General features: G+C 36.2%; 9 protein-coding genes and 1 pseudogene. 4 read left to right on the top strand and 6 right to left on the bottom strand.

The window, feature by feature from the left end:
- Both M0Q20_RS10450 and M0Q20_RS10445 read right to left on the bottom strand, forming a co-directional pair.
- On the bottom strand, positions 1-1,410 hold a 1,410-nt coding region (locus M0Q20_RS10450; RefSeq protein WP_295061649.1), incomplete at its 3' end, for a DDE-type integrase/transposase/recombinase.
- The gene (locus M0Q20_RS10445) at positions 1,407-1,940 is read right to left on the bottom strand and encodes a TnsA endonuclease N-terminal domain-containing protein (protein WP_295061645.1); all 534 of its coding nucleotides are present in this window, start codon (positions 1,938-1,940) and stop codon (positions 1,407-1,409) included. The genes M0Q20_RS10450 and M0Q20_RS10445, both read right to left, overlap by 4 nt.
- A gap of 274 nt (positions 1,941-2,214) precedes the next feature.
- On the opposite strand from M0Q20_RS10445, the gene M0Q20_RS10440 reads away from it, so the two are divergent.
- The 4 genes from M0Q20_RS10440 (at position 2,215) to M0Q20_RS10425 (ending at position 7,155) form a co-directional block, all read left to right on the top strand.
- A complete protein-coding gene (locus M0Q20_RS10440; RefSeq protein WP_295061642.1) occupies positions 2,215-2,970 on the top strand; it encodes a DUF3825 domain-containing protein in 756 nt (251 codons plus the stop codon).
- A gap of 376 nt (positions 2,971-3,346) precedes the next feature.
- Positions 3,347-4,159 carry an SDR family oxidoreductase gene (locus M0Q20_RS10435; protein ID WP_295061639.1) on the top strand — a complete coding sequence of 271 codons (813 nt, stop codon included), beginning with the start codon at positions 3,347-3,349 and terminating at the stop codon, positions 4,157-4,159.
- Positions 4,160-5,353: a cytochrome c peroxidase gene (locus M0Q20_RS10430; protein WP_295061635.1), complete on the top strand. Its 1,194-nt coding sequence runs from the start codon at positions 4,160-4,162 to the stop codon at positions 5,351-5,353.
- The gene (locus M0Q20_RS10425; RefSeq protein WP_295061631.1) at positions 5,350-7,155 is read left to right on the top strand and encodes a multiheme c-type cytochrome; all 1,806 of its coding nucleotides are present in this window, start codon (positions 5,350-5,352) and stop codon (positions 7,153-7,155) included. Before M0Q20_RS10430 ends, M0Q20_RS10425 begins: the two co-directional genes overlap by 4 nt.
- On the opposite strand, the gene M0Q20_RS10420 is transcribed toward M0Q20_RS10425, so the two are convergent.
- The 4 genes and pseudogenes from M0Q20_RS10420 to M0Q20_RS10405 form a co-directional block, all read right to left on the bottom strand.
- The gene (locus M0Q20_RS10420; RefSeq protein WP_295061628.1) at positions 7,152-7,712 is read right to left on the bottom strand and encodes a hypothetical protein; all 561 of its coding nucleotides are present in this window, start codon (positions 7,710-7,712) and stop codon (positions 7,152-7,154) included. The two genes, M0Q20_RS10425 and M0Q20_RS10420, sit on opposite strands and share 4 nt — an antisense overlap.
- A gap of 99 nt (positions 7,713-7,811) precedes the next feature.
- A complete protein-coding gene (locus M0Q20_RS10415) occupies positions 7,812-8,423 on the bottom strand; it encodes a TRIC cation channel family protein (RefSeq protein WP_295061625.1) in 612 nt (203 codons plus the stop codon).
- Positions 8,424-8,951, bottom strand: a complete 528-nt coding sequence (locus M0Q20_RS10410) for a gamma carbonic anhydrase family protein (RefSeq protein ID WP_295061622.1) — start codon at positions 8,949-8,951, stop codon at positions 8,424-8,426.
- 3 nt (positions 8,952-8,954) lie between these two features.
- Positions 8,955-9,521: pseudogene (locus M0Q20_RS10405) on the bottom strand (RNA degradosome polyphosphate kinase); the annotation flags it as partial.

Below are 9,521 nucleotides of genomic sequence, written 5' to 3'. Positions count from 1 at the left end.
AACATCCGAATAGTACGTAATGCCATCAAGTGTGATGCCGTCTTTTTGAACGGTTCGGTAAAATGCAGGTAAGAGAGCGATTTTAATCGACTCCCTATCTTCTACAATCGGCGGCAAGCCTGTACCCGGATTTTCATCATCGCCAAAGATGCCTAAACTGTATTTTTGTCTCGGTGTCATGCCTATTCCATGATGTACACGGTTATGATAAACATTGACGATAAACTCCGTGAGCCACTTTGTTATCTCATCAAGGCTAAAAGTTGCGTTTTTGATGGAATCATACTCAGCTTTTTCGGATATATTAGAAAATGTAGTACCTGGTAAATTATGAATTTCTTTATTTATAGTCAAAAAAATCCTCTCTACGTGGCTTCCGTATTGTGGTCTTCCAACGGGTCTTCGAACCATAGTCATGCCAAATTCATCACAGACTCTTTGCATATCAAGCCCAATGAGATCTTTGCCGTTATCGACCGCATATTTTGAAGGAATCCCGTATATTTCCCACTCACCTTTAACATCATACTTTTTTAGAAAATCATCTTTTGGTAAAAAAGCATTGTAGAGACACTGACTTACACTGAAATATCCGGGCGCTTGCAAGGAGAGATAAAACCCTGCTACCATTCTGGAATATACATCAATCGCCAGTGTTAAATAAGGTCTTCCAAGAGGTTTTCTTGAGTGGGAGTCAACGAGTATAATATCAAGCGGAGTATGATCGATTTGATACACTTCAAGAGGAAAGTCTCCCTCTGGATATTCCCCTTCAAAATTTCCATATTTTTCATTCGCTTTTTTTGCACTAAAGCGTTTTTTTAGAGCAAATTTTGGATCGATTGTTTTTATCCTATTGCGGACAGTGTTTTCATGTGGAGCGGTTATGTTAAGCTTCTTGCATTCTGCTTTAATGGTGTTGAAGATTTTAGGAAAACCGATTCTTTGTTTGGTAAGATAGAGCTCTTCTATAACATCTTCAATGATCTTATTTGTCAAAGGCTCTATGCGACTTCCTTTTTTGCCGCGCTTATGTTTGCTTGAGATAAGTGAACTGATTTTTTCTGATTCTTCATAGGTCTTTATCCAACGATAGACTGTCATAGCAGTCACTTTGTACTTAGCAGCTACCTCTTCAACTTCGTTACGTGACTTTTTTCTAAAGACGAGCTCTTTAATAGCATCGTATTTCTTTTTTGCTTCACTCCACTCCTCATCCGTATAGCTGTCTAGTTGCGTTTTTTCTTCTTGAGGCTTTGAAGATAGATCTTGTATTTTTACATTGATAATTTCAGCTTGATTGTCTGTTGGAGCTATGGAGAGGGTGTGGAAGTTGACTGCTTTTAGAATGATGTGTTCTTTGTTATTGTAAAAAACTTTTGAACCGATGGATAGGTCTAATTTACTCATGAATTTCTCCTTATAAGGATAAGAGAAGACATGGTAATCTTTTTGTGCATGTCTATCAGTGAAGGTTCCTTGAATATCTTGTGCCAAAGATATGGAAGTATCCGCAATTGTTCAGTTTGATTGGTTGATAAAAGTTCTAAAAATGATTTGATAGAAATGGGCTCAGAAAGCTTATTGATATTCTCCAATATTTTATTGGTCATAGTACTGTTTTCAGAGATAAAAGCATTTTTATAGAGAAAAACACAGTTTTTGAAATATATTTGGTCTATTTGTGCATCTGTAAATGTTTCAAAAGGAATAAACATCTGTCGAGCTATTTCTTCTTTTAAAACAGATATCTTATGTTGTAGTTGTGGATCAGAGTCCAAATCACTTTGATATTTGACTTCAAAGATTTTTTGAGAGCCGTCTTTGTATGTAACCAATACATCAGGAGTGTATCTCGTGTTTTTTGCTTTCAGCTGATAGTTGATTTTAAGAGGCTGTTCTTCAAATGAAACAACATCTCTATCGAACTCTAACAACATAAAAAAGTCTCTTTCTAAAATTGATTCAAAAGCTAACTGCTTGTTGTTTTTGTAGCTTTTAAAATATCCGACACAAGAGATGTAGCTCTTCTTTATTTTTCTGACACTCATAAAATAATTATATCAAAATTAAAAATAATTTCAGATGTAAATTTAATAACATTTGTTATTGTAAAAATAAATAAATTTACATCTTATTTTTAAGTAGAATAACATTATTTGATATAACTCTTTAAAAACGGATATAATAAACAGAAAAAAATAAAGGTTAAAAATGACATTATATGATTTCGCTAATTGTGGTCGTTTTGATGAAAAAATTATAAAATTAGAAGAGATGTCTATGGATGAGAATTGGGGGTCCCCTGTTGGTAATAAAACACACCCCGTCTTGCACAATTACATAGCACATTATTTTAAAAAAGTTTATGATGATGATTTGATTAAATACTCAAAAGACCAAAATGGAAATAAAATAGCTTGCTTTAATACGGGATTGTTAACATCTCATTTTGATGATATATATGCATATTTTGAAGAGAATCAAACTGGTAGACAAAAATGGTTTTTAGCCGCATTTGTAAATAGTAGTTCATATAAATTGTCTACTTTTGATGAGCTGCCTGATATTGTTAAATTTTTTAATTCTATTGATGATCTGTTCTATGACACTTCCCTTGAACTTAGAATTAATGCTGAACACATAGTTAAAGACAATTTTGAAAGATTTCCTGAAACATTAAAAACTTTTCCTGAGCCAGTTTTAATTAATATGATAGAAGGAGCTTTAAAATCTACGGCTAAAAGGATTAGAAGGAATTATAAGACTGCGGTACCACAATATTTTAACAATCAAATTCAATTTTTAGTACCGTTATGTTTAACTGACATCATAAAGCCAGACATAGTTATTACTGTATATAAAAGAGAACAGCATTATTATGGAGCTACATGCTTAACTATGGATATGGCATATAATAATGCAAGACTACTCGTAAAACCTGAAAGTGATTGGCTTATATTAGAGTAGTGTACTAAAGTATTATTAAGCTTATATAAGTACAATTACAGCATAGATTTATTAAAGAGAGATTGACGCTTAAGTTTGCGTTAAAAGATTGAGGCTGAAATACATACCGTGTATTAAAGTTTTTTGAGGTAGGGGCTTTTATATTTGCCTCTGCCAACACTATTCAAAACTTGCAATTTTAAAATAATCCAACTTTTATTATTCATAAATATCATGTTTAGTTTTATTGAAAAATATTTCTAAAATAGTTTTTACTTCAATAACATTAATTCTTGTAAATGACAATAAAAAATAGTAATATCTCAAAATTGATATTTGAAGTTGATTGTTACGCCTTTTTTTAATATACTCATAGCATTAAAAAAAGGAGTTCATTATGTCAAAAGTAGTTTTAATCACAGGTGCAACCTCTGGAATGGGTGCGGTTACTTCAAAGCTCTTAGCAGATAACGGTTATATCGTTTATGCAGGCTCAAGAGACAAGAGTGCAGCAGGCGGCGAGGGCAATATAAAAAATATCTATATAGATGTTACAAAAACAGATAGTATTAAAAAAGCGGTAGATACTATCATTCAAAATGAGGGTAAGGTTGATGTTCTTGTCAACAACGCGGGCTACGGGCTTTTAGCAACCCTTGAAGATGGTACGGACGAAGAGATTTTTAATCAGTTTGATGTAAATGTATTTGGTCTTATAAAAACTACAAGAGAAGTTCTGCCTTACATGAGAGAGGCAAAAAGTGGAACTATTATTAACATAAGCTCATTTCTGGGCAAGATGGGGCTTCCTCTACTTTCACACTATAACGCTTCAAAGTATGCTGTTGAGGGAATAGTTGACTCTCTTAGATTTGAGACGCTCCCTTTTGGTATAAGAGTTCACTCAGTTCAAGCTGGACTATTTGGTACAAACTTTGTAAAAAAAGGTTTGGTCGCAAATGCAAAAACAACAAATGAAGACTCCCCATATAAAGAGCTAGTTGCGCATTTTGTTCCTATAGTTGCAAAAGCGATAAACGAAGGACCTTCTCCTGAGCCTATCGCAGATGCAATTAAGATGATTATTGAAGATGAAAATGCTCCAATTGCCGTGCCGGTAGGTGTAGAGGCAACGACATTTGTTCCAATGAGAAAAGAGTTAAGTGATGAGGAGTTTGAGCTAAAGATAAAAGAGACCTTTGGCTTATAGATGAAAAAACTGCTCTTTTACTCAATTCTCATAGCTATTGTCGTAATTAGCACGCTACTAACAATATCTATTGTTGTACCGTTAAAAGATGCACCTGAGTATAGTGATGAGAAGTTAAGAGAGCTAGCTTTAGATAAAGGCCTTGAGCCTGTTCCTGCTTCATTTGAAAAGCTCCTAGAGCTGTTTGATACCGATGCTAATCCTATGACACCGCAAAAAATTGCTCTTGGCTCTTTACTATTTTTTGATACTAACCTCTCAAAAAACAAAAAGACAAGCTGTGCGACTTGTCACTCTTTTGATAAAGATCTTAAAAATCAAGGCGCTCTTTTAAAGGTGTTAAAGACAAACACTAATGAGATTTCAGATTGTGCGGCTTGTCATCTACAAGATCAAAGCGGAGTAGATAGATTTACGTTTTCACAGGGTGATGCAGGAGTTATGCATCCAAATCTATTAAATACACAAACTATTTTAAATGCATCATTGGCAAAATATTTTACATGGAGCGGTGAGGTTGGAAGCCTTAAGCAGCAGAGTGCCAACTCATTTTTGACCGACTACAAGATGAATCTCACATCAGCAGAGATAGAAGAGAGGCTAAAAGAAAATCCAAAATATTCAGAGATGTTTGAGAAGGCATTTGAAGATGGTATAAGTTTTGAAAACAGCGCTAAAGCTATAGAGGTTTATGTTAAGACACTTCTAACAAGAGGTGATTTTGATAGGTTTTTAGAGGGAGACAACAATGCAATAAACTCTCAGGCAAAAAGAGGTTTGGCTAATTTCATAAGCTTCGGATGCAAGGGTTGTCATAATGGCATGAGTTTAGGAGGACAAAGTATTCAGCGTTTTCCACTTAGGGAGTTTGCGCAACTCTACAACGTAAAACCAAACTTTGAGATAGTTCCGGAGCTTAAGAGATTTGATAATGAATTTCCTTTTCAAAACAATGGTGGCTATCTAGGCAAGAACTCTGAGCATCTCTTTCGTGTTCCTATTTTAAGAAATGTTACAAAAACCTCACCATATTTTCACAACGGTGGAGTTCCAAAGATAAGAGAAGCAGTAGATATCATGGCAAAGCATCAATTAGGGCGTAACTTAACTCTTGCTCAGATTGATGAAATAGTGGCGTTTTTAAGAACATTAGAGGGTGATATTGTTGATTATGGTGCCGGAGAGTATAGATGAGAAGAGTTTTTGTAAAAATCTTATTTTTTGTTATGTTTCTCTCCGGTCTATTTCAGTTTGAACCTCTAGGTGTATCTTGGGAGAGCTTTAGGATAATTCAACCTCTGCATATTATTGTCTCTATATTGATAATGCTACTTTTTATGAACTCATTTGTTTATGGGCATATACGCAGATATTTTTTTATAAAAAAGGTAAACAGTATAGATGGGTGGCTTCTGTTTGTTACACTTGTATTGATTAGTTTAAGCGGTATTTATCTGCTGTTTGTAGGTAACCGTGGAGGAGATATATTTGGAACTATCTCGTTTTTTATACATCTATATGGCTCTTTTGTTTTAATGGCTCTTTTTTTATGGCATATTATTATGGCAAAGAGGCAAAATGTGCAGCCGCTTGCTATCCTTTTTGCATTGATGTTTATCTATCCATCTGCTTCTTATAGCAAAATCACAGAGCTATCTTTGATAGAGATAGAGAAAAAAGGGAGTGCTTTTCATAGCGAGGAGTGGACAAACTCTGCAAAATGCAAATCTTGTCATAGCGAGATATTTGAGCAGTGGAGCAACTCAAATCATAAGCATATTGCAGGCTCAAATCCATACTATATGGTTATGGAGACACTAGCAGGAGAGGTAGAAGGGCAGGAGTTTAGAGAGTGGTGTATGGGGTGCCACAACCCAAGTGCTCTCTCGGTGGGGTTTGGCAAGAGCACGCATGCGATGGATGGAAACTTTGTAAGTAACGAGCATTTTGAAAATGGGGCAAAAACGCTTCTAAAAGACTTTAAAGAGCATGATAACTTTAGACTAGAAGAGGGTGTCTCATGCATTACGTGTCATCAGATAACGGATGCAAAAAGTAAAGGAAACGCATCTTTTACACTCTCTCTTGAGAGGCAAAAATACGCATTTGAGGATAGCGATTCAGACTTGGGGCGCTGGTTTGGCGAAAAGCTAATTAACGCTAATCCAAAAGTACATAAAGAGAGCTACTCAAAAGAGCTCTATAAAGAGAGTAAATATTGTGCCTCATGTCATGATGAGTTTCATCCGCAAAACGGCATAAAAATTGTCTCTACTTTTGAGGAGTGGAAGAAATCGCCATATAACAATCCCGAGGATAAAACTAAGCACAAAACTTGTATAGATTGCCATATGACCTATCTCAAAGATGATAAGTTTGCACCTCTTAAGGGCACTTCAACAGATGGCGGGGTTGTTAAGGATGATGTGAAAGTTCACTACTTTGCAGGTTCAAACCACTTTTTGGCAGGGCTTAGAGATAAGGAGCATGAGGAGCAGACTCTGCAACTTCTTAGAACTTCTGCAAAACTTGATATTGATATAAAAGATGGAGTTTTGGAAGTAGGCGTTAAAAATATAGGAGCAGGGCACCACTTGCCGACCGGCGTGGCTGATTTTAGAGAGTTGTGGCTTGAGGTTGAGGTAAAAGATAGAGAAGGCAGAGTCATCCTCTCTAGCGGCAAGCTAAATGATGACGGCGAGATAGAAGATGGAAGCAGACTCTTTCAAAAGGTCTTTGGCGATGAGAGTGGCAAACCGGTCGGGCTTCTGTTTTGGAAGTATAAAACACTCCTAAGCGATACGAGAATACCGGCAGGAGAGAGAAGGGCAGAGAGATTTGAGCTGGCAAAAGATGCTCTTTATCCGCTTAAGGCAAGTGTAAAACTCAACTTTAGAATCTACCCGCAGTGGGTAACAGATGCCGTAAGAAAGGTATTTCCTGTTCTTAGCAACCCCAATGTGGTTGAGCTGATAAAAGTAGAAAAAGTGTTTTAAGCGTAGAGTTTTTTGTTAAACTTATCAAACTCTTGAAGTGTTTTTTCTAAAAGTTTTTTAGTCTGCTCAAAAATCTTATCCATAAGCTCAGTAGTATCTATCTGCTCTGACTTTTGGGGTGTCTTTAATTTTTTAATAGAGTTGTCAAACATCTCTACAATGTTTGTTTTGACGTGATTTTTACTATTTTCATCTCTAATTTTACTAGGCTCAAATATGCTAGCTATCTTGTGCGCTAGTTGAGATACAGGGGAGCTGGGAGCAGCATCTTCAAACTCTTTTAAAAATGAGTCAATGTGGGGCTGTGCAATTTTCATAAAAGCATCTATCTCTTTTTGATCTTGCGCATCAATGCCATTGCTATCTATAGAGAATTTAAATGATTGCATAGATGAGAAACTCATAGAAGCTTGTGAGCCGTTTTGGTTATGTTTGTGACTCATAGATGCACTTTGATGATTTGCAAAGTCCATCTTTATAACGTCCCCGCTAGAAGTTTTCATAACGATATTGAGGTCATGTGCTCTATAGGCATCCATCGCAAAAGAAGTGTTCATAATACTCTCTTTGATAATTAATATAGGTTACATATCGACTAAAAAGAGTGATGTTTTAGATAAGTTGCTATTTTTCATGTAACAATATAAGAGTCTGTATTATCCTATTCTTGGCAGATGCCACCCTCTCTTATAGGCTAAAAGTCTTAACACTATGCTAAAGAGTGCTGTTGTAATAATGCTAAATTCATTTATAGCGTCAAAGAAGTGCAAAGTGCCTAAAAGAAGTGCTACTATAACTGCTATTGAGCCGTAAAAGTCACTAACTAGAACTGTAGGGACTTCGTTTATCATGATATCTCTTGTTACGCCTCCTCCAACCGCTGTGATAAAGCTTAGAATTACAATACCAAAAAAATTATACTCTGCATTTATTGCTAAAAGAGCACCTGTTATACTAAAGGCTACAAGCCCGATAGTATCACTTACGACAAACATCCACTTTCTCTCGATAGAGCTCTCTTTGTAGAGTTTAAATATATATGCTACAAAAATTGTAGCAATCAGTGTTAAAGCAGGGTATAAAGAGGTAAAAGCAAACGGTGCAGAGCTAAGTATTGCATCTCTGATAATGCCCCCGCCTAGAGCGGTAAGTGCCGAGGCTATAAGTATGCCTAAGATGTCTAGATTGTTTTTTATTGCGATTAAAAAGCCGCTTATCGCAAAAGCCGTAATGCCTATGATATCGGCAAATATAAAATATTCAGGCATCTATTTTTGGTAGTGAGATTTAAACTCTACATATCTCGATGCAGAAGCGTATAGCTCTTTAATCTCTTCATCAGTTAATTCTCTTACAACTTTGGCAGGAGTTCCCATAATAAGTGAGCGTGGAGGAAAAATTTTGTTTTTTGTAACAAGCGCACCCGCTCCTACAATAGACTCTTTTCCTATAACCGCACCATCAAGGATTGTAGCGCTCATGCCGATTAGACAAGCGTCTTTAATTGTGCATCCATGAAGCATTACTCGGTGTCCGATTGTAACGTCACTGCCGATAACAGTCGGGTTTCCATCGCTTCTATCGGCTTTTTTATGGTGCGTTACATGTACCATACTAAGATCTTGTATGCTTACTCTATCGCCTATTGTAATATAGTGAACATCGCCTCTTATAACTGTTCCAAACCAGATGGAGCAATCTTCGCCACATGTAACATCTCCGATAACATCGGCAGATGGTGCAATCCAACTATTTTTCCCGATTTTCGGACTCATATCTTTGAAATCATATAGCATGACTTAAGCCTCCTCTTTAAATATACTAGCCGCTAACTCATCTACTAACTGCGCACTCTCTTTCATTGAAGCCTTAGCTATTTTATTTACATAATCCTCTAAAATAGCGTGATTATTTATGGTTTTTGTATCATCGCTTTTTACTTTTCTGTATGAGCCGTCATTTTGAAGCTCATGCGCTAAAGTGTTGTCGGCACACTGAAGTCTTAGTATCTGTAGAATCTTCTCTTTAGCTTTTTTGTCTTTTATAGCGGTTAAGAGCTCTATTCGTCTTGTTAGATTTCTCGGCATCCAGTCGGCACTTGAGATATAAACCCCTGCCTCATCGTTTTTAAAGTAAAATGTTCTTGAGTGCTCAAGATATTTTCCCAGTATTGATATGACTCTAATATTTTCGCTCACTCCCTCAATACCGGGTTTTAGACAACATATTCCGCGAACGATTAAGGAGACCTTTACCCCTGCTTGACTTGCTTTATAGAGTGCTTTTATTACATCATCATCTACAAGTGAGTTTAGCTTTGCGATAATCTCCCCGTTTGTACCTTTTCTAGTCTCATTTTGAATTAA

This window comes from Sulfurimonas sp. (genome assembly GCF_023229025.1).
In the GTDB taxonomy this organism is placed as follows: Bacteria; Campylobacterota; Campylobacteria; order Campylobacterales; family Sulfurimonadaceae; genus Sulfurimonas.
Note: the sequence above shows the minus strand (reverse complement) of the source record. Positions and strands in the feature narration are given on the sequence as shown.